Source organism: Streptomyces sp. NPDC060194, assembly GCF_042728285.1.
Taxonomy (GTDB): Bacteria; Actinomycetota; Actinomycetes; order Streptomycetales; family Streptomycetaceae; genus Streptomyces.
Genome location: NZ_JBHWZH010000043.1, coordinates 24,752 through 43,560, shown reverse-complemented (window position 1 = coordinate 43,560; position 18,809 = coordinate 24,752). Strand labels below are relative to the sequence as shown.

15 protein-coding genes are annotated in these 18,809 nt (G+C 74.2%); 6 read left to right on the top strand and 9 right to left on the bottom strand.

The annotated features are described in order from the left end of the window. Positions 1-33: 33 nt before the first annotated feature. The gene (locus ACFWEG_RS12520; RefSeq protein WP_387212936.1) at positions 34-1,941 is read right to left on the bottom strand and encodes an ABC transporter family substrate-binding protein; all 1,908 of its coding nucleotides are present in this window, start codon (positions 1,939-1,941) and stop codon (positions 34-36) included. A gap of 423 nt (positions 1,942-2,364) precedes the next feature. On the opposite strand from ACFWEG_RS12520, the gene ACFWEG_RS12515 reads away from it, so the two are divergent. The 4 genes from ACFWEG_RS12515 (at position 2,365) to ACFWEG_RS12500 (ending at position 6,410) form a co-directional block, all read left to right on the top strand. Further along, positions 2,365-2,658 carry a hypothetical protein gene (locus ACFWEG_RS12515; RefSeq protein ID WP_387212933.1) on the top strand — a complete coding sequence of 98 codons (294 nt, stop codon included), beginning with the start codon at positions 2,365-2,367 and terminating at the stop codon, positions 2,656-2,658. Positions 2,659-2,732: 74 nt separating this feature from the next. Further along, complete coding sequence (locus ACFWEG_RS12510) at positions 2,733-3,590, top strand: hypothetical protein (protein ID WP_387212930.1); 858 nt, start codon at positions 2,733-2,735, stop codon at positions 3,588-3,590. Positions 3,591-3,657: 67 nt separating this feature from the next. Next, the gene (locus ACFWEG_RS12505) at positions 3,658-5,640 is read left to right on the top strand and encodes a fumarate reductase/succinate dehydrogenase flavoprotein subunit (protein ID WP_387212927.1); all 1,983 of its coding nucleotides are present in this window, start codon (positions 3,658-3,660) and stop codon (positions 5,638-5,640) included. Next, positions 5,640-6,410 carry a succinate dehydrogenase/fumarate reductase iron-sulfur subunit gene (locus ACFWEG_RS12500; RefSeq protein WP_387212924.1) on the top strand — a complete coding sequence of 257 codons (771 nt, stop codon included), beginning with the start codon at positions 5,640-5,642 and terminating at the stop codon, positions 6,408-6,410. The genes ACFWEG_RS12505 and ACFWEG_RS12500 overlap by 1 nt, the downstream gene beginning before the upstream one ends. A gap of 294 nt (positions 6,411-6,704) precedes the next feature. Here ACFWEG_RS12500 and ACFWEG_RS12495 read toward each other — a convergent pair whose 3' ends face one another. From ACFWEG_RS12495 to ACFWEG_RS12465, 7 genes are all read right to left on the bottom strand, one after another. After that, a complete protein-coding gene (locus ACFWEG_RS12495; protein WP_387212921.1) occupies positions 6,705-7,415 on the bottom strand; it encodes a PspA/IM30 family protein in 711 nt (236 codons plus the stop codon). A 44-nt stretch (positions 7,416-7,459) separates the two neighbouring features. Next, the gene (locus ACFWEG_RS12490; RefSeq protein ID WP_387212918.1) at positions 7,460-9,565 is read right to left on the bottom strand and encodes a TPM domain-containing protein; all 2,106 of its coding nucleotides are present in this window, start codon (positions 9,563-9,565) and stop codon (positions 7,460-7,462) included. Between the two features lie 86 nt (positions 9,566-9,651). Next, positions 9,652-12,270 (bottom strand): SpoIIE family protein phosphatase, encoded by a 2,619-nt coding sequence (locus tag ACFWEG_RS12485; RefSeq protein WP_387212914.1) that lies wholly within the window; start codon positions 12,268-12,270, stop codon positions 9,652-9,654. A 196-nt stretch (positions 12,271-12,466) separates the two neighbouring features. Beyond that, positions 12,467-12,877, bottom strand: a complete 411-nt coding sequence (locus tag ACFWEG_RS12480; RefSeq protein ID WP_387212911.1) for an ATP-binding protein — start codon at positions 12,875-12,877, stop codon at positions 12,467-12,469. 257 nt (positions 12,878-13,134) lie between these two features. After that, positions 13,135-13,548 carry a (deoxy)nucleoside triphosphate pyrophosphohydrolase gene (locus ACFWEG_RS12475; RefSeq protein WP_387212908.1) on the bottom strand — a complete coding sequence of 138 codons (414 nt, stop codon included), beginning with the start codon at positions 13,546-13,548 and terminating at the stop codon, positions 13,135-13,137. A 125-nt stretch (positions 13,549-13,673) separates the two neighbouring features. Next, positions 13,674-13,853, bottom strand: coding sequence for an SPOR domain-containing protein (locus ACFWEG_RS12470; RefSeq protein ID WP_387212905.1), 180 nt, complete (start codon positions 13,851-13,853; stop codon positions 13,674-13,676). Positions 13,854-14,049: 196 nt separating this feature from the next. Then, a complete protein-coding gene (locus ACFWEG_RS12465) occupies positions 14,050-14,802 on the bottom strand; it encodes a GntR family transcriptional regulator (RefSeq protein ID WP_387212901.1) in 753 nt (250 codons plus the stop codon). 208 nt (positions 14,803-15,010) lie between these two features. On the opposite strand from ACFWEG_RS12465, the gene ACFWEG_RS12460 reads away from it, so the two are divergent. Continuing rightward, a complete protein-coding gene (locus ACFWEG_RS12460) occupies positions 15,011-16,351 on the top strand; it encodes a glycoside hydrolase family 18 protein (RefSeq protein ID WP_387212898.1) in 1,341 nt (446 codons plus the stop codon). Between the two features lie 132 nt (positions 16,352-16,483). On the opposite strand, the gene ACFWEG_RS12455 is transcribed toward ACFWEG_RS12460, so the two are convergent. Next, positions 16,484-17,614 (bottom strand): DUF4190 domain-containing protein, encoded by a 1,131-nt coding sequence (locus tag ACFWEG_RS12455; RefSeq protein ID WP_387212895.1) that lies wholly within the window; start codon positions 17,612-17,614, stop codon positions 16,484-16,486. Positions 17,615-17,803: 189 nt separating this feature from the next. Here ACFWEG_RS12455 and ACFWEG_RS12450 point away from each other — a divergent pair, with 189 nt between their 5' ends. Further along, positions 17,804-18,793: an aldo/keto reductase gene (locus ACFWEG_RS12450; RefSeq protein ID WP_387212893.1), complete on the top strand. Its 990-nt coding sequence runs from the start codon at positions 17,804-17,806 to the stop codon at positions 18,791-18,793. Positions 18,794-18,809: the final 16 nt, after the last annotated feature.

Here is an 18,809-nt window from a genome sequence, read left to right as displayed (position 1 = left end):
GCCGGGGCCCGCGCTTCCCTGCTCCACCAGTGGTTACTTCAGGTAACCGATGTCCTGATAGCGCGGGCTGGACATCCCGAACGCGCCCGCGTTCACCAGCTTCTCCTTGGCGGCGACCAGTTCGGGCCGCTGGTACAGCGGGATCGAGCCGGCGGCCGCCCAGAGCCGGGCGTCCGCCTTGCCGAGCAGCTTCGCCGCGTCGCCCTCGTCCAGCTCGCCGATGGCCTCGGCGAAGAGCTGGTCGATGTGGTCGGTGCCGACCCGGGCGTAGTTCTGCTCGACGGTCAGCGAGCCGTCGGCGGCCGGGCGGGGCTTGGCGTAGATGGGGCGGGCGTCGGTGGCCGGGTAGGCCGAGCCGGGCCAGGAGTAGAGGGCGAGGTCGAAGTCGCCGGCGGCGATGTGGTCCTTGAAGTAGCCGGCGCCGGAGACCTTGTCCGTCTCCGTGCTGATCCCGGCCTCCCGGAGCATCTGGGCGACCTTCTCGCCGACCGCGTTGAGCGACTCGGTGCCGGGCCCGGTGGGCAGCACCAGGCGCAGGGTGAGCGGCTTGCCGTCCTTGGTGACGAGGTACGGCACGCTGCCGGGCGCCGGGGTGCCCTGCGGGGCGTACGCGCCGGCCCGGCCGTTCTTGCGGCTCTCGTCGGTGGCGAACGCGTCGGCCTGGCGGCGCAGGGCGGCGCTGAGGGCCGCGACGTCGCGGGCGGGGGCGACGAGGGCGGTGTCGCCGTCGGCCGCCTTGCCGTCGGCCTCGCCGCCCGCGGCGGCGTCCGCGTCCGGGGCGTCCGCGGCGCCCTTGGGGGCCTTCCAGCCGGCCTCGGCGAGCAGCGCCCGCACGGCACCGGGGTCGCTCTTGCCGAGCGCGTCGCTGTTGTCGGAGTAGGCCTGCTGGCCGGCGAGGGCGAGGTGGCTGCCGACCGTCTGCGCGGGCAGGCCGAGCGGGTCGAGGACCATCTCGGCCAGGGCCTTGCGGTCGACGGCCTGCGCCACGGCCCGGCGCACCCGCTCGTCGGTGAGCGGCCCGCTGGTGCCGTTGAGCGCGAGCTGGGTGTAGGCGGGCTCCAGCGACTTGCGGACCTGGTAGGCGCGCAGCGCCTTGTCGTCGGCGATCCGCTCGGCGTCGGCGCCGCCGACGCCCGCGAGGTCGACGCTGCCGGCGGCGAGCGCGTCGGCCCGGGCGCCGGGCGCGACCTTCGTCAGGACGATCGAGTCCAGCTTCGCCGGGTCGCCCCACCAGTGCGGGTCGCGGACCAGGGTGACCTGGCCGCCGGCCTTCCGGGTGGTGAAGGGGCCGGCCGTCGCCGCGAGCGCCGTGCGGGACCGCTCGTTGAAGGCCTCGGGGCTGCCCATGACCTCCTTCGGGTACAGCGGGGTGAACAGCGAGCGCCAGTCGGCGTAGGGCTTGTCGAAGGTGACGAGCACCTCGTTCTCCGACTCCCCGCGCTCGATCTTCCCGATCCGGTCGTAGCCGGCGTTGCGGGCGGTCCAGTACGCGGTGTTCTTCCCGGAGAGCGCCTGCCACTGGGCGGCGAAGTCGGCGGCGGTGATGTCGCGGCCGTTGCTCCAGGTGGCGCGCTGGTCGAGCTGGTAGCGGACGACCTGCTTCGGCTCGCGCTCGACGATCCCGGCGGTCGTCAGGTAGTCGGCGTTGCGCTGCGGCCGGCCGCTGGCGTCAAGGGTGAACAGCGCGGGCAGCACCGCGCCGGCGACCCGGGCGGTGCCGGGGTCGGCGTCCGCCTGGAAGGCGTTGAGCGTCCGCGGCGTCTGGTCGACCGCCCAGCGGACGGTCCCGCCGTCGGCCACCTTGCCGCGCGGGGCGGCGGCGAGGTCGGGGGCGACCGGCTTGGCGACCGCCTCGTCGTCGGCACCGCAGCCGGTGAGCAGGACGGGCAGGGCCAGCGCTCCGCTGGCGAGCAGGGCGGCCGATCGGAGTCTGCGAGCCATGACCGATTACCTCCGTAAGGGTCGGTGCGTCCACGTCTGGGGGATTACTGCGTTGATCACACGTATCGCCTTTCACTGAAAGCGCCCGGCAGGACGCAGGCGCACCGACACGGCGCGGGGCGGCGAGGGATGCACCCGTTCGGCGGCACGACGGGGCGGGGGCACCCGGCGGCGGGGGCACCCGGCGGCGGGGGCGCTCCGGACCGGGGCGGGGCGGCCGGGGCGGGGCGGCCGGGTCCGCTCCCGCGGCGCCCGGGGGCGCGGGGACGGCCGCGGGGGGGCCCGCGGTGCGTACGGGGCGGGGGATCGGCGCACGCGTCTTCCCAAGCGCGAGTGTGACGCGCGACACTCGCAGACGCACGATCCTCCGCGTCGCACCGCACCGCCCCCGCGCACCCCCTGCCCGGATTGCGAGGTCCGCACGTGTCGTTGCAGGACGATCTCACCGCCGTCCACCGCTGCCTGGACGAGCTCGGCCGCTCCGTCGGCCGCCTGGAGCAGCAGGTCGGCCCGGGCCTGGACATCCGCCGGGTCCGCCAGGACGCCGACCGCCTCAAGGAGAGCCTCGCGCTGCTGCGCGCCGCCGTGCCGGAGCTGGCCGCGGCGGCCCGGCTCGACCCCGGCCTGATCACCGTCCCGGACACGCCCTACGACAGCGCCCTGTGGACGGACTCCGACGACGAGGGGCTCGGCGCGCGCGACCGGCGCGCCCCGTAGGAACCGCGGCCGCGCGGCGCCCGCGCGGCCCCGCCCCGCCGCCCCCGTACGCCGACCGGCCCCAGGAGCCCGTGTTGTCCACAGGTACCGATCCCCGACCGGAGACCCGACCCGGCGAACCACCCGGCGCGGGCCCGGGCGCCGGCGGGGTGCGCGGGGCCGCGCGCGCCGCCATCGCCGCCCGGCACCTGCGCACCGACCGGTGGTGGGCGCAGCCCGCCCTGACCGCCGCCGGGCTGCTCGCGTTCGTCGTGTACTCGTCGTGGCGGGCGTTCTCGAACGCCGACTACTACGCGGCGCCCTACGTCTCGCCGTTCTACTCGCCCTGCCTGGCGGAGAACTGCGCGCCGATGAAGGGCGGGCCCAACTGGGAGCTGTTCGGCAGCTGGTGGGGCCTGTCCCCCGCGCTGCTGGTCCTCGTCTTCCCGCTCGGCTTCCGGCTGACCTGCTACTACTACCGCAAGGCCTACTACCGCGGGTTCTGGGCGTCCCCGCCCGCCTGCGCGGTCGCCGAACCGCACAGGAAGTACACCGGCGAGACCCGCTTCCCGCTGATCCTGCAGAACATCCACCGGTACTTCTTCTACGCCGCCGTGCCCGTCGCCGCGATCCTCACCTACGACACCGTGCTCGCCTTCCGCGATCCGTCGTACGAGTGGGGCCATGTCGGCCTCGGGACGCTCGTGATGGTCGCGAACATCGCGCTGATCTGGGCCTACACGCTCTCCTGCCACTCCTGCCGGCACATCGTCGGCGGGCGGCTCAAGCACTTCTCCAAGCACCCGGTGCGCTACCGGCTGTGGGGGTGGGTCGGGAAGCTCAACGCCCGCCACATGGAGCTGGCGTGGGCCTCGCTCGTCTCGGTGGCCCTCGCCGACCTCTACGTCTACCTGCTCGCGACCGGGGCGTTCACGGACCCGGTGCTGTTCTGACCCGCCGCTGGTGCGGGCCGTCCCGTGCCGGTCCACATCCGACTCTCAGGATTCGAGGTCCTCACCGATGGCAGTGGTCGACCGGCAGCCGTGGGACGTGGTCGTGATCGGGGCCGGCGGGGCGGGGCTGCGGGCCGCGATCGCGGCGCGGGAGCGGGGCGCGCGCACGGCGGTGATCTGCAAGTCGCTCTTCGGCAAGGCGCACACCGTCATGGCCGAGGGCGGGATCGCCGCGTCCATGGGCAACGTCAACTCCGGCGACAACTGGCAGGTCCACTTCCGCGACACCATGCGCGGGGGCAAGTTCCTCAACCAGTGGCGGATGGCCGAGCTGCACGCGCAGGAGGCCCCCGACCGGGTGTGGGAGCTGGAGACCTGGGGCGCGCTTTTCGACCGGACCCGCGACGGCCGGATCTCGCAGCGCAACTTCGGCGGCCACGAGTACCCCCGGCTCGCGCACGTCGGCGACCGGACCGGCCTGGAGCTGATCCGCACCCTCCAGCAGAAGATCGTCTCCCTCCAGCAGGAGGACTTCGCCGAGACGGGCGACCACGAGTCCCGGCTGCGGGTCTTCCAGGAGTGCACGGTCACCCGGGTGCTGAAGTCCGACGACGGGCGGGTGGCGGGCGTCTTCGCCTACGACCGGGAGACCGGGCGGTTCTTCGTCCTGGAGGCGCCCTCGGTGGTGCTGGCCACCGGCGGCATCGGCAAGTCGTTCAAGGTGACGTCCAACTCCTGGGAGTACACCGGCGACGGGCACGCGCTCGCCCTGCTCGCCGGCGCCCCGCTGGTGAACATGGAGTTCGTGCAGTTCCACCCCACCGGCATGGTCTGGCCGCCGTCGGTGAAGGGGATCCTCGTCACCGAGTCGGTGCGCGGCGACGGCGGGGTGCTGCGGAACTCCGAGGGCAGGCGGTTCATGTTCGACTACGTGCCGGACGTCTTCAAGGAGAAGTACGCCCGGACCGAGGAGGAGGGCGACCGCTGGTACGAGGACGCCGACAACAACCGGCGCCCGCCCGAACTGCTGCCCCGCGACGAGGTCGCCCGCGCGATCAACGCCGAGGTGAAGGCGGGGCGCGGCTCGCCCCACGGCGGGGTGTTCCTCGACGTCTCCACCCGGATGCCCGCGGAGACCATCCGGCGGCGGCTGCCGTCGATGTACCACCAGTTCAAGGAGCTGGCGGACGTCGACATCACCGCCGAGCCGATGGAGGTCGGGCCGACCTGCCACTACGTGATGGGCGGCGTCTCCGTCGACTCCGACACCGCGGCGGCCCGGGGCGTGCCCGGGCTCTTCGCGGCGGGCGAGGTGGCCGGCGGGATGCACGGCTCGAACCGGCTCGGCGGGAACTCGCTCTCCGACCTGCTGGTCTTCGGCCGCCGCGCCGGGCTCCACGCGGCGCAGTACGCGGCCGGCGCGGCGGACCGGCCGGTCGCGGCGGACGCGGAGGTCGACGCGGCGGCGGCGGAGGCGCTGCGGCCGTTCAGCGCGGAGGAGTCGGAGGCGGGACCCGGCGCGGGTGCGGGATCCGGTGGCGGGACCCCGGAGGCCGGGGGGCCGGGGACGCCGCCGGAGAACCCGTACACCCTGCACCAGGAGCTGCAGCAGACCATGAACGACCTGGTCGGCATCATCCGGCGGGAGGCGGAGATGGCGCAGGCCCTGGAGAAGCTCGGCGAGCTGCGGGTGCGGGCGCGGCGGGCCGGCGTCGAGGGGCACCGGCAGTTCAACCCGGGCTGGCACCTCGCACTCGACCTGCGGAACATGCTGCTCGTCAGCGAGTGCGTGGCGCGCGCCGCCCTGGAGCGGACCGAGTCGCGGGGCGGCCACACCCGGGAGGACCGACCGGGGATGGACCGCGCGTGGCGGCGGATCAACCTGCTGTGCCGGCTCGCGGCGCGGGACGGCACGGCGGCCGCCGACGATCCCGTCCTCGGCCAGATCGACCTGGAGCGGGAGACGACCGAGCCCGTCCGGGCCGACCTGCTGGCGCTCTTCGAGAAGGACGAGCTCGCCAAGTACCTCGCGGACGAGGAGATCTCCTGATGAGCGGTTACGAGGCGGCGTTCCGGGTGTGGCGCGGGGACGTGGAGGGCGGAGGGCTCGCCGACTTCCGGGTGGAGGTGAACGAGGGGGAGGTCGTCCTCGACATCGTGCACCGCATCCAGGCCACGCAGGCGCCGGACCTGGCCGTGCGGTGGAACTGCAAGGCGGGCAAGTGCGGGTCGTGCTCGGCGGAGGTGAACGGGCGGCCGCGGCTGCTGTGCATGACGCGGATGTCGACGTTCGCCCGCGACGAGGTGATCACGCTCACGCCGCTGCGGGCGTTCCCGGTCGTGCGGGACCTGGTGACGGACGTGTCCTTCAACTACGCGAAGGCGCGCTCGGTCCCGGCGTTCGTGCCGCCGGAGGGGGTGGGGGCGGGCGAGTACCGGATGGCGCAGGAGGACGTGAACCGGTCGCAGGAGTTCCGCAAGTGCATCGAGTGCTTCCTGTGCCAGGACGTGTGCCATGTCGTCCGCGACCACGAGGAGAACAAGGCGGCGTTCGCCGGGCCGCGGTTCCTGATGCGGATCGCCGAGCTGGACATGCATCCGTTGGACGCGGCGGCCTCCGCGGGGGTCGATCGGAAGGCGTCCGCGCAGGACGAGCACGGGCTCGGGTACTGCAACATCACCAAGTGCTGCACCGAGGTGTGCCCGGAGGGCATCCGGATCACCGACAACGCGCTGATCCCCCTCAAGGAGCGCGCGGCGGACCGCAAGTACGACCCGCTCGTCTGGCTGGGCTCCAAGATCCGCCGGCGCAACGCCTGACTCCGGGACTTCGCCCCGGTTCCTCTCCCCCACCCCGCCCCTTCCCGAATCCCTCGCCGGGCGGCTGTGCGCCTGCGGCGCGTACCGGGCTCCGCCCGGCGGCCTCAAACGCCGGCCGGGCTGAAAAGGGGGGGCTTGCTGTGGGCAATCGTGCCGCAGGGCGAGTGGGGTATCCCCTGCTCGAGCGAAGCCGAGAGCTCGGGGAAGGGTGGGCACAGCCCACAGTGCCCAGCGCAGCGACGTGTGCGCCCGCCACGGTGGACCCCTGCCCCGCAGGGGCAACGCGCCCTCGCGCTAAGGGGACTTGAGCGCGGCGAGGCGCGCGTCGATCTCCGACTGGTCGCCGAGCGAGTCGAGTTGCTCGAACTGCGCGTCGAGGGAGGACGCCGCCAGCTCCTGCTGCCCGAGCGCCCGCGCCTCCTCCCTGCGGACCTTGTCCTCGAAGCGTCCCAGCTCGCTGGTGGGATCGAGCACGTTGACGGACTTGACCGCGTCCATCATCGTGTTCTGCGCCTCCGCGGTCTTGGCGCGCGCGACGAGCTGGTCGCGCTTGGCCTTGAGGTCGACCAGCTTCTGCTTCATCTGGTCGAGCCCGGCCTTGAGCTTGTCGACGACCGCGGTCTGGGACGCGATGTTCGGCTCGGCCGCGGCCGCCTCCTGCTCGGAGGCGAGCTGACGGCCGAGCGCGACCTTGGCGAGGTTGTCGAACTTGTCCGCGTCGGCCGCGTTGCCGGCGGCACGCAGCTCGTCGGCCTTGCGGGACGCCGCGAGCGCCTTGCCGCCCCACTCCCCCGCCGCGGTGACGTCCTCGCGGTGGTCCTGTTCGAGGAGGCGGAGGTTGCCGATGGTGGTGGCGACGGCCTGCTCGGCCTCGGCGATGTTGCCGGTGTAGTCGCGGATGAGCTGGTCGAGCATCTTCTCCGGGTCCTCGGCCTGGTCGAGGAGGGAGTTGATGTTCGCCTTGGCGAGCTGGGCGACCCGGCCGAGGATGCTCTGCTTGGTCATGAGGGGCTCCTGACGGGAGTGGTGGACCGGCGGGGGAAGGGAGTTCAGAAGCGGCCGCCCCCACCCCTGCGGCCGCGCGTACCGCCCCCGCCGAAACTGCCGGGCCCGGGCCCGCCGCCGAAGCCGCCGCCTCCGAACCCGCCCCCGCCGAACCCGCCGCCCCGCCCCCCGCCGAGCAGCTCGCCGAGGATGATCCCGCCGAGGACGGCCCCGCCGGACCCGCCCATGACCCCGCCCCGGGCCGGACCGCGGCTGTACGGGTCGCCGTAGGCGCGCACGTCCTGCTCGGCGAGCTGCTGGGCCTGGCGGGCGAGGGCGTCGGCCCGCTGGACCTCCGCGAGCGCGTCGGCGGGGTCGGCGGCCGCGAGCGGGCCGGCCGCGGCGAGGTGCCGCTGCGCCTCGGCGAGCCGGGTGCGGGCCTGGCTGCCGACGGCGCCGCGGTGGGTGGTGACGTAGTCGGTCGCGGCGTCGACCGCGCTGCGGGCGGCGAGCGCGGCCTGGTCGAAGAGGGCGGCGGCGCGCCGGTCGCCGCTCTCGCGCTCGCGTGCGCCGGACAGCGCCTCGTCGAGGGCGGTGTCGGCCTCCTCGACGCGCCGCAGGGCGTCGATCGGGTCCCAGGGCCCGCCCGCGCGAGCCTCGGCGACGTCGGCGAGCACCGCCTCGGCGCGGGCGATGCGGCCGCGCAGGTCCGCGGTGGAGGCGCCCTGGGCGGTGCCTTCGAGCAGGCCGCGCGCGTCGGCGAGGTCGGTCTCGGTCTCGGTGGTCGCGGCGGTCAGCCGCTCCGCGGCCTCGGTGAGCTCCGCGGCCCGCCGGTCGACGGCGTCGACGAGCGTGGTCGCCTGCCCGACGGCCCCCTCGGCCGCCCGCACGTAGACCGCGGCCTGCGCGTTGTCCTCGGCGGCGAGGGCCTGGCGGGCCTGGTTGAGCGACTCGGTGGCGAAGACCAGCCGGTCCTGGGCCTGGTCGACGTTGGAGGCGACGGCGGCGGTCGCGGACTCCGCGTAGCGCTGCCGGAGGCCGGCGAGGGCGGACGCGGCGGCGGTGGTGCGGGTGGTGAGGGCGCGGAACGCCGCCCCGGCGGACTCGACGGCCTGCGGGGCGGTGCGCTCCAGGTCGCGCAGCCGGTCGAACGCGTCGGACTCGGCGTCGAGCCGGCGGTCGGCCTCGGTGCAGCGGGCGACGATCTCGTCCAGCATCCGGCGGCGGGTGGGGTCGTCCTCCGGCTCGGCGTCGTCGAGCTGCTGGCGCAGCCGGAACGCGGCGGTCAGCTCGCCCTTCGCGAAGGCGAGGGCGTCGGCGAAGGGCCGGGTCGCGTTCTCGCCGAACTGGGCGGTGGCGAAGCCGAGTTCCTCCTCGCTGGTGCGGACGGCGTCGTCGGTCTCCACGAGGAGCTGCTTGGCGTGCGCGTCCAGGTCGGCGAGCGGGAGCTGCCGCTGGGCCACGCTGCCGCCCCAGGCGGGGGCGTCCGCGGCCGGTCCGGAGGGGCCCGGGGGCCTGCGCCGGCGGTTGAACACGAGCAGGGCGACCAGGCCGGCGGCGGCCACCGCGACAAGCCCGAGCAGCCACCCCGTGCCCGCGCCGCCGCCGTCCGAACCGCCGGGGGCGGGGTCGCCGGGCCGGATCGTCGGGGTCGGGACGGGGTCGCCGCCGAGGACGGCGTCGTAGCCGTTCGCCGCGCCGACGGCCGCGCCTGCCCAGTCGTTCGCGCGCAGGGCGGGTTCGATCGCCGTCGCGGCCACGTCCCGCAGCTCGTCGTCCGTCAGGGGGGCGTCGTCGTCCACCGAGTACGCGTACCGGCGGTCGTCCGTGGCGACGGCGAGCAGGAGGTCGTCCTGGCCGAGGCCGTTGCGGGTGGCGGTGGCGTCGGCCCAGGACTGGGCGTCCTCGCCGGAGAAGTCGCGGACGTAGGTGACGAAGAGCTGGACGCGGCGGTCGTCGTAGAGCCGGTCGAGGGCGGCGTCCACCTCGTCGGCGCGGTCGCCCAGCGCGTCCACCCCGTCGGTGACCTGGCCGCTGCGCGACAGCGTGACGGGGTCCTCCGCGTGCGCGGTGTGCGGGAGCGCGGTGAGGCAGAACAGCGCGGCGACGAGGGCCGCGCGGGCTCGGGTGCGGGGGGTTCGGCGCTTGGCCGCACTGGTGGTCGCCGTCACATTCGAGAGCGTATGCGGACATACTCACCCCCGCGACCGGGCGGCTTCGCGCCTTCGGCCCGTGCACGGGCCGCGCCCGCGCGTCGTCAGAACATGCTGAGCAGCGCCTCCACCGACGGTTCGGACGGGGTCTCCCCGTCCGGGAGGGACAGCTCGAACCAGACCGTCTTGCCGCGGGGGGTGCGGCGCGAGCCCCAGGCCGCGGAGAGCAGGCCGACGAGCTGGAGGCCGCGGCCGCCCTCGTCGGTGTCGCGGGCGCGCCGGCGGCGGGGCTGGACGAGGCCGGAGTCCCAGACCTCGCAGACGAGGGTGCGGTCGCGCAGGAGGCGCAGCCGGATCTCGCCCTCGCCGTACCGCAGCGCGTTGGTGACGAGTTCGCTGACGAGGAGCTCGACGGTGTCGATGAGGGGTTCGAGCTCCCAGGCGACGAGCTGCCCGCGGGTCAGCTCGCGGGCGCGCCCGACGGAGCGGGGCTCGCGGGGGAGCGTCCAGTCGCCGACGGCGCCCGCGGGCAGCCCCTGGACGCGGGCCATGAGCAGCGCGATGTCGTCCTCGCCGTGGCTGGTCTCCAGCGTGGTGAGGACGTGGTCGGCGACGTCCTCCAGGACCCGCCCCGCGTCGGCGAGCGAGCGGCGGAACGCGGAGAGGCCCTCGTCGAGGGAGTGGTCGCGGGACTCCACGAGGCCGTCGGTGTAGAGGGCGAGGAGCGCGCCCTCGGGGAGCTCGACCTCGACCTCCTCGAACGGCTCGCCGCCGACCCCGAGCGGCATGCCCGGCGGCACGTCGAGCAGCAGCGCCTCCTCACCGGGCTCGACGAGGACCGGCGGCAGGTGGCCGGCGTTGGCGAAGGTGACGCGGCGGGTGACGGGGTCGTAGACGGCGTAGACGCAGGTGGCGAGGTAGACCTCGGAGAGGTCGGTGTCGTGCGGCTGCAGCGCGGCGCGGGCGGTCTTCTGCCGGGAGGTGCCGGGGGTGCCGAGGCCGCGGGCGATCTCGTCGAGCGCCGAGAGCACCTCGGCGGGCTCCAGGTCGAGCAGCGCGAGCGTGCGGACGGCCGTGCGCAGCTCGCCCATGGCGACGGCGGCGCGCAGCCCGCGGCCCATGACGTCGCCGACGACGAGCGCGGTGCGGTGCCCGGGCAGCTCGATGACGTCGAACCAGTCGCCGCCGACCTCGGTGGCGGTGTTGCCGGGCAGGTACCGGCACGCGATGTCGAGGCCGGCGGCCTCGGGGTCGCCGGGGGGCAGCAGGCTGCGCTGGAGGATGAGCGCGCGCTCGTGCTCGCGGCGGTAGAGCCGGGCGTTGTCGATGCAGACCGCGGCCCGCGCGGCGAGCTCGACGGCCAGCGCCCGGTCGCGCTCGCCGAACGGTTCGCTGCCCTTGGTGCGGGAGAAGTGGACGAGGCCGACGACGGTGTCGTGGGCGACCATCGGGACGGCGAGGGTGGAGTGGACGAGGTCGCCGTCGGCGCCGGGGAGCAGCTGGGGCCGGCCGGTGCGCAGGGCGCCCGCGCCGGGCGAGTTGAACGGGTAGCGGTGGACGGCCCCGACCCGGACGTCCGGCGGGCCGCCGCCGTGGTCGCCGGAGCCGGCGGCGGTGTCGCCGGAGTCGTCGTACGCGTCGCGTCCCTCGTACTCCTCGCGGCCGAGGGGCGCGTCGGAGACGGCGCTGGCGAAGGCGACGCGGCGGACCTCCGCGCTGCCGTCGGCGAGGCCGGGCGGGGTCTCGTCGCCGGCGAGCAGGCCCTGGTACAGGTCGACGGAGGCCAGGTCGCAGAAGCCGGGCACGGTGACGCCGAGGAGTTCCTTGGCGGTGGTCTCCAGGTCGAGGGAGTTGCCGATCCGGGCGCCGGCCTCGTTGAGCAGGGCGAGGTTGCGGCGGGCGCGGGCGGCCTCGCGGGCGGCGATGTGCCGGCGGGTGACGTCGGTGCCGAGCCCGGCGACGCCGACCGGGCGGCCCGAACCGCTGTGCACCCGGTAGAGGTTGATGGACCAGTGGCGGCGCTCGCTGCTGCCGGGCACGGGTCCGACGACCTGGAGCTCGGTGACCGACTCGCCGGTCTCCAGGACCCGGCGCAGGGCCGTGTCCATGCGCTCGGCCTCGGCGGGCGGCAGGTAGTCGTGGACGGTCTGGCCGCGGTGGGCCTCGGTCGCGCCGCCGAAGACGGAGGCGAACCGCCGGTTGGCGCGCTGGACGCGCAGCTCGGTGTCGAAGAGGAGGAACCCGAACGGGGATTGGCCGAAAATCGCCTGCGAGGCGGCGAGGTCGGTCTCGATCCCGCGCAGGGCCCGGACGTCCACCACGATGCACACCGCGGCGTTCTCGCCGCGCTCGGTGCGGGTCGGCATCACGTAGATCTCGGCGACGCCCTCGGCGCCGGCCCGGTCGCCTGAGCCGGGCGGCATCCGGAAGGGCACGGTGCCGGTCCACTCCTTGCCGTCGAGTATCTCGGCGACCCGGTGGCGGCCGCGGCCGCGCAGCTCGGGGGGGACGAAGGCGTCGACGGGGTCCTTGCCGACGGCGTCGGCCGCGGACACCCCGAACTGCTCCTCGGCCCGCGCGCTCCACTGCTCGATGCGCCCGTCGGGGCCGAGCGAGAAGGAGGCCACCTTGATGTAGTCGTAGATGGATCCTGGCGGGCTCGCCTGCCACACGGCAGCCCCGCGCCCGCCGTGTGCCCTCACGTCCGCCGGTATCTCGCTCACGCGACCGTCCCCTCCAGCGCACCGCCTCAGGGCCTGATCCCCTCGGCGGCAGCCCGTCCTCGCGGACGGGGTCGGGGGCCTTCGCGACCGTCCCGGACGGTCGCGTTGCCCCGGGTGAACACTTCAGCACTACGGCCGCGTGCAACACAATGTTCACGGCGTCTTCGGATCACACGCCTTTCCGGCCGAGATCCCCTCACCCCCGCTCCTCACCGGCGGGGGCGAGTTCGAACCACACCGTTTTGCCCGCTTCCCCTCGACGAGTACCCCACTCGCGCACGGAACAGGCCAGCAGCTGCAGTCCTCGTCCGCCCTCGTCGTCGGGGCGGGCGGCGCGCTCGCGCGGCGGCTCCGGGTGCGGGTCCGAGACCTCGACGCGGAGCCCGTCCAGGCGCCTGGCCGGCCGGATCAGCCGGACGCCGATCGGCCCGGAGGCGTGGCGGACGGAGTTGGTCACGAGTTCGCTGACGAGCAGCACCGTGACGTCCGCGCAGTCGTCCATCTCCCAGGCGCCCAGCGTGCCGCGGACCAGGCCGCGGACGGAGCGGACGGCACTCGCCTCGGCCGGGAACGTCCACTCGGCACGGTCGCCTTCGGTCTCGATCACGCGACCACTTCCAGACCTACGGCGGACGCTGTCCGGTTTGCGGGGGTTACCTGCCCCATACCCGATTTCGACAGCGGACTACCGCCACAGTGGTCGCCTCGTGGCGCACAGTGGCACGAACGGCGTACCGCACGGGCACCGTGCGCCCCTCGCGCGGGCGCACGCCCCCCTGCCTCGCGAGGACGCGCAGACCGCAGGGGGCGCACCCGCACGGGGGGCGCACGCGGGGCGGCGGGCCGGAGCCGGGCGGGCCGCGGTCAGAGCCGGGCGGCGGCCTCACGGACCGCGGGGCGGTCCTGGTCGAGCCAGTCGACGTCCCATACCTCGTCCGGGCCGAGCCATCGCAGCTCGTCGTGGTCCTCCAGCGGCCGCGGTTCCGCGGACGCGGCGGCCAGCCGGGCGGTCCAGACGTGCAGGACGTACGGCGCGCGCAGCGGCCACTCCCCCGCGATGCGCTCCAGGGGCTCCGCCGTCACCCCGAGCTCCTCGCGCAACTCCCTGACCAGCGCGTCCGCGGGCGGCTCGCCGGGCTCCACCTTGCCGCCGGGCAGCTCCCACCGCCCGGCCAGCTCGGCGGGCGCGCTGCGCCGCGCCGCGAGCAGCCGGCACCCGTCGGCGCCGGGCGCCCGGTCGTAGAGGGCCGCACCGACCACCACACGTCGTTCCGTCATGGGCGCACCCTATGCGGGCCGGTCGGCTCTCGAAGCGCCCCGGACCAGGCGCAGCCTGCCGTCCGCCCGACCAGGGCGCGGGCCCCGGGCCCCCGCGGAGCCGCCCGTCCGCCGCGGCACCCGGCTCACTGCTGCGGGTCGTCGACGCGCTCCACCCAGTAGAGCTGCTTGTGGCCGCGCTGCTCCAGGCCGTCGGCGACCCGCTGCGCCTCGGCGCGGGTGGCGTAGCGGCCCACGCGGTAGCGGTTGCCGTTGTCGTCCTGCCTGATCACCAGCCAGGGGAGAGTCGCGGAGCTCTCTGTCACTGGTCCTGTCCCCATCTCCCGCTCCCCGCCTGTCGACCGCCCGACGTGCCGAATGCGCTTGTCGCATATGCCCGAGCGTACGCCCGACCTTCACGCACCGGATACGCGTTTTCACAAAGAGGTACGCAATCGGCCACGGAGAGGGGGGCGCGCTCCGAAGAACGCGCCCCCCTGGGGAGCGGGACCCGCGACGGCGCTACCGCACCGGCAGGTGGTACGAGATCCGGTAGCGGTCGGCGGGGACGACCACGTCCGCCGTCTCCACCGCGCGGCCGGAGGCGTAGTAGGTGCGCTCCAGGGCGAGGACCGCGTGGCCCGGGACGCCGCCGAGCGCGTGGAGCTCCTCGGCGAGGCCGGGGCGGGCGCCGACCTCCTCCACCACGTTGTCCACGACGATGTCGATCGCGGCCATCCGCTCGACCACCCCGCAGCCGCCGAGCGGGCCCTCCTCCGGGAGCATCACGGGGGTGCGGCCGGTGATGGCGAGCGGCTCCCAGGAGGTGGAGAGCATCATGGGCTCGCCCGCGTCCCGGAAGACGTACCGGGTGCACATCACGCGGTCGCCCTCCTCCAGACCGAGGCGCTCGGCGACGGCGGGGCTCGCGTCCGTCTGCTCGCTGCGGGACTCCCAGGTGCCCCGCGCGCCGCCCTCGGCCTGCTCCTGGCGGAACGGCGTCGAGCCGCCGGCCGGGCGGAAACCGGAGCGGGCCACCCTGCGCGGCACGGGGATCTCCCGCACGTACGTCCCCGAACCGGAGCGGCCCTCGACCAGCCCCTCGGCCATGAGGACCTTGCGGGCCTCCAGCGCGACCGTGTCCGAGACGCCGTACTCCTCGCGGATGCGGGCCTGGCTGGGCAACCGGGTGTGAGGAGGCAGCGAGCCGTCGACGATCTTTTGGCGGAGATCGCCCGCGACGCGCAGGTAGGCCGGCTGCTCACCGAATGTCACTTAACGCTCCCCTCGACCTGACGGACAGCAACAGCGTGACAACCGTCGGTTGCCGCCCGCAAGCCCGGGCCAGACAATCACCCGAAGTGATGACCCGCAGGGCGGGAACGTTTAAGCGGAAGCTCACGCGGACAGGTCCACCGCACGCCAACTGCCGTTCCTTGACAGCCTCTTGACCATCCATGGTCCAGACCAATAGCTTCCGCCCATGCGCCGAAGACTTCTCGGCAGGCTCGCCACAGCCGCGGCCTGTGCCACTTCGCTCATCGCCACCCTGGCCCCCACAGCCTCGGCGGGACCCTCGTCCCACGGGTCCGGCGGGTCCGGCCAGCAGGCGGAATCCTCCTACAAGCGCGTCGGGTACTTCACCCAATGGGGCGTCTACGGCCGCGACTTCCAGGTCAAGGACCTGGACACCAGCGGCACCGCGGCCCGCCTCACCCACATCAACTACGCCTTCGGGAACATCAGCACCGACGGCAAGTGCTTCACCGGGAACGTGGCGGGCCAGGCCGACGCCTGGGCCGACTACGCCCGTCCGATCGACGCCGCCGACAACATCGACGGCGTGGCGGACACCGCCGAGCAGAAGCTCGCCGGCAACTTCAACCAGCTGCGCGAGCTCAAGGCCAAGTACCCCGGCCTGAAGGTGATGATCTCGCTGGGCGGCTGGAGCTGGTCCAAGAACTTCTCCGACAGCGTCCGCACCCCCGAGGCCCGCAGGGCGCTCGTCGCCTCCTGCGTCGACCTGCACCTCAAGGGCAACCTGCCCGTCGACGGCGCCCGCGGCGGCGACGGCGCGGCGGCCGGCCTCTTCGACGGCATCGACGTCGACTGGGAGTGGCCCGGCTCGGCGGGTGACGCCGGCACCGTCTTCCGCCCGGAGGACAAGGCCAACTTCACCGCGCTGATCGCGGAGTTCCGCAAACAGATCGACGCGTACGGCAGGGAGCAGAAGAAGAAGTACGAGCTGACGGCGTACGTGCCGGCCGCTCCCGCGAAGATCGACGCCGGCTTCGACGTCAAGAAGATCATCAAGGACTTCGACTTCGTCAACCTGCAGGGCTACGACTTCCACGTCTCCGGCGAGAAGACCACCGCCCAGCAGTCCGCGCTCTTCGCGCGGAACGACTACAGCGTGAACCAGGTCGTGTTCGACTGGATCAAGCGCGGCGCCCCCGCCCGCAAGCTGGTCGTCGGCGTGCCCTTCTACGGTCAGGGCTGGACCGGGGTCAGCGGCGGCGGCGACGGCCTCGGCCAGCCGGCGACCGGTCCCGCGCCGGCCAGGTACGCGGCGGGCTACGAGGACTACGAGGAGCTGAAGAAGCTCGCGGACTCCGGCACGTACAAGGTCCACCGCGACCTGCTCGGCGGGCACGCGTGGCTGTTCGACGGCAACACGCTCTGGACGTACGACGACCCGATCGTGCTGCGCACCAAGGCCGCGTACATCAAGGGCCTCAAGCTCGGCGGCGCCATGATCTGGTCGCTCGACGCGGACACCCCCGACGGCGAACTCGTCAAGTCCCTCCACAAGGGCCTGAGTTAGAACGGCCGCCCGCACGGCGACGGGGGGCCGGGGCGTCGACGCCCCGGCCCCCTTCGCGTGCGTCCGCGGGCCGGAGTGCCTGCCGCCCCGAGCCCCCGGCCCGGACAGGTGACGAGCGCCCGCGGGGTCCGGTCACACGGAGACGTCGTCCGCGGGGTCCGTGTACCACTTCGGCAGCTTCTGCTCCAGGCCGAGGGCCTTGCGGACCGGGATCTCGGCCTCGAGCCCCATGGCCTCCTCGGCCTCGCCGCAGGCGGCCCAGAACTCGTCGGCGTCGGAGGCGTCCGCGGCGCGTTCCCAGTCCTCGACCGCTCGTGCGCGCTCCGCGACGTACGCCGCGACCCGCTTGCGCGCCTCGGGCGAGAAGGCGTGCCCGCTGAGCGCGGACAGTTCGGTGTCCAGTGCCGCGCGGACCTCCGCGGCGTACTTCCGGTTCGCGCCCAGGTCGTCCTCGGGGTCGGCGACCGGCATCCGCGAGGAGACGACGTCGACGGCGTTGACGGACCTGAGGAAGGCCGCCTGGTCCTTGTCGTGGCTCTGCTCGTCCGCGCGGACCGAGCCCTTCCGCCTGCCGCGCTCGTCGACCATCGCGCAGGTCACGCTGCGGTCGCCCAGCCGCCAGGACTCCTCCAGAGGCACGAAGTAGTACATCTCCACGCCGGCGGGCACCGCCCAGGTGTCCATGGTGAACGCCGTCTGCCGCTCCCAGCACGTGTCGGCGCCGATGGCGTCCAGCTTCTCGTCGCCCGGATAGGAGTCGAACCCCTCGACCGGGAACACGGCGAAGACCTCCCCTGCGTGCGGCTGCGCGCAGGACCGCTTCACGACCTCGGAGACCTCCTCGTCGTCCTGCCTGCCGACCGGGTCGTAGCAGTCCCCGGCCGCCAGGTCGGCGAGAGCCCCCCGCCGCGCGGCCGCCTCGACGTCGTAGCGGAAGCCGTCGGCGAAGTCCTTCGCCGCGCCGGTGGCGCCGAGGAGGAGCGCGACGGCGAGCCCGACGCCGGAGAGCGCCATGCCGGCGGCCGCGAGCCCCGTGCCGCGTTCGCGCCGCCTGCGGATCTGCAGGAGGCCGACGGCGCCGAGGACCAGGCCGACCCCGGGGAGGAAGCAGAGGACCCCGGTCACCAGGGACGCGATCGCGAACCCGTTCACCGGGACGTGGGGCGCGACGGGCGGGAAGGGGCGGTACCCGCCGTACGGGCCGGGGCCCGTGGGCGAGGGTACGGAGGGCGGGGGTATCGGGGGCGTGGGCGGACTGGCCACGGAAGGTGTGCTCCAAGGGGACGCGCGGGGCGAACGAGTGGGCGAATGGTACGCGGTGAACCGCGGTCCGCGATCGCCGCATCAGGCGTTGACTTCGAGAGTGCTCCAACCGGCAGAGTCCTGTCCGTCGCCCCCCGCAGGGACGGACCGAGGAACGGTCCGCCGCACGGGCGCAGGAGAGGATCCGCCATGCGTACCCGCTTCATCGGCACCGACCCCGCCACCCGCCGCGAGGTGAGCGCGCTCAGCCTGGGCGCGATGCTCATGGGCAGCCGCACGGACGAGCGCACCTCGTTCGAGGTGCTCGACCGGTACGTGGAGGCCGGCGGCACCTTCATCGACACGTCGAACAACTACGCGTACTGGGAGGACGGCGGGCAGGGCGGCGCGAGCGAGCAGCTGCTCGGGCGGTGGCTGAAGAGCCGCGGCGTCGGCTCCGAGGTCGTCGTCGCGACGAAGCTGGGCGCCCGGCCGCTCGCGCCGGGGACGGGCTACGTCGACAACCCCGAGGGGCTGTCGCCGAAGACGATCCGCGAGGCCGTGGACCGCAGCCGGGAGAACCTCGGGGTGGAGAAGCTCGACGTCCTCTACGCGCACATCGAGGACCCCGGGACGCCTCTGCAGGACACCGTCGAGGGGTTCGGCGCGGTGGTCGCGGAGGGCTCCGTCGGACTCCTCGGCGTCAGCAACCACTGGACGTGGAAGATCGAGCGGGCCCGGAACATCGCGCGGGCCGCGGGGCTGCCGGCGTTCGAGCTGCTGCAGTACCACCACAGCTACCTGCGGCCGCGGACAGACCTGCCGACGCCGCTGTCGGTGGACGGGGGCCAGGGAGCGGCGAGCGGCGACCTGCTGAGCTACGTGCGGGAGTCGGGGGACGGGCTGACGCTCGTCGCGTACTCGCCGCTGCTCGGCGGGGCGTACGTGAACGACGCGAAGCCGCTGGGGGCGGACTTCGACCACCCGGGCACGGTGACCCGGCTCGCCGCGCTCCGGGAGGTCGCGGCGGAGCTCGGTGCTCCGCTCAACCAGGTCGTGCTCGCCTGGCAGCTCGGGCACGACCTGCCGATCATCCCGCTCGTCGGCGCGTCGTCCGTCGCCCAGCTGGACGACAGCCTCGCGGCGCTGGAGCTGGAGCTCTCCGCGGAGCAGCGGGCGAAACTGGACGCGGCCGGATGAGCCCGAGGAGGGCTTC